Genomic DNA, 1,495 nt, shown 5'->3' with positions numbered 1-1,495 from the left:
TGAACTGAGCCCTTTAAAGTAGACAGTTTAATAAAAAGAGAGTTTGCAGTTTAGGCTGCGATGAGATGGTTTCGGTATGCTTCCGGAGCCATCTTTTTTAAATCCCATTGCTTTCGTTCTGAGTTGTAATAGTCTATATAATTTCCAATCATCTGTTTCAATTCTTCGAGGTTTTGTGCATCTTTATAATCCACTTCATCTTTTAAATGACCAAAAAACGATTCCATTGGTGCGTTGTCTAAACAGTTTCCACGACGTGACATAGACTGTGCCAGTCCCATTTCCTTTACACGTTCTTGATAATCTGGATGTGTATAATGGAAGCCTTGATCTGAATGAATCATTGCTTCTGGATGGACGTTACCCACTAATGCTTCTTCAAGCTTTTGTAAGGTACGCTCGACAATCGCCATCTTCAAGCTGTTTGAGAGTTCATACGCCAAAATTTCACGCGTAGCCACATCTTTTACACAAGATAAATAAGCCATTTGCCCACTTCTGTGTGGTAAATACGTAATATCTGTTAAAAGAACTTTCCCTGGCTCATCTTGATCAAATTGGCGGTTGAGTACATTCGGTACCGTTTTATGAGCTTGGGTCGCTTTCGCCAATTGACGATATGGATTCGCACGGCGTACTTTGGCAAAGAAATTGTATTTGCGCATAATGCGGAGAATTTTCTTATGGTTAATCGGGACTTCTAACAGCTCTGCTAGTTCCATATAAAGCATACGGTAACCAGACTTTCCACGGTGTGCATCATACACGCACTTCACCAATAAATAGTCTTGATAATCTTGTTCCTCTGAAATCGCTCGCTTTTCCGTTGTTTGAAGCCATTTATAATAGCCACTGCGACTAACACCGGTTAACTCGCATAAATAGCTCGTTTTATTTTGAAGTTGATATTGACGAATCACTTCATTGATGGCTTGATATTTTTCGTGTGGTGCTAAAATTGTTTCTTCTTCGCCTGCCTTTCCAGTTCGTCGAGCTTTTTTAATAGCGTTAATTCAGCTTCTAAATACTTAATACGAGCTTCTGCTTTTTCTAATTTTTTATCCGCTGAGAGATTCTCCATCTTTGGACGCCCCGTGCTTGCTTTTCCTCGACGTTCCTCTAAAAAACCCTGTTCTCCCGTTGTTTGATAGGTTTTGCGCCAACGAGTCAGTGCACTTTGGGCTTTCTTTAATCCGATGATTTCTAAGTCAAAACCATTCTCTTCAAAAATTTGTTTAGGACCTTTTCCTGCTTGATTTTCCTTTACCGCATTAATTTTAAATTCCACTGTATATTGAATAGCTCGATCAGATACAGATGCGACATTTAGATTGGCTTCTAATAAGCGCTGTTGATGTTCGTTAAAAATTATTTTACTCATAATGATTTCTCCCGTTCAAAGTTCGTAAATTCTAGTATAACGGGGTTTTGAAAAAGAAAAAACCCCGAATAGCTACACTTTTTCTAAAGTGTCTACTATTCGGGGTTCAGTTCA

General features: G+C 38.9%; 1 protein-coding gene. It reads right to left on the bottom strand.

Features of this window, described 5'->3' with window-relative positions:
- Positions 1-50: 50 nt before the first annotated feature.
- Positions 51-1,381, bottom strand: a protein-coding gene (locus FG383_RS20690) for an IS3 family transposase (RefSeq protein WP_142609552.1) whose coding sequence is annotated in 2 segments (ribosomal slippage) — positions 51-1,003 and positions 1,003-1,381 — 1,332 coding nt in all. Because the reading frame shifts where the segments join, the coding sequence is not laid out codon by codon here.
- Between the last annotated feature and the right edge of the window lie 114 nt (positions 1,382-1,495).

The organism is Psychrobacillus soli, assembly GCF_006861775.1.
GTDB classification, from domain to species: domain Bacteria; phylum Bacillota; class Bacilli; order Bacillales_A; family Planococcaceae; genus Psychrobacillus; species Psychrobacillus soli.
This window is presented reverse-complemented; position numbering and strand designations above follow the sequence as displayed.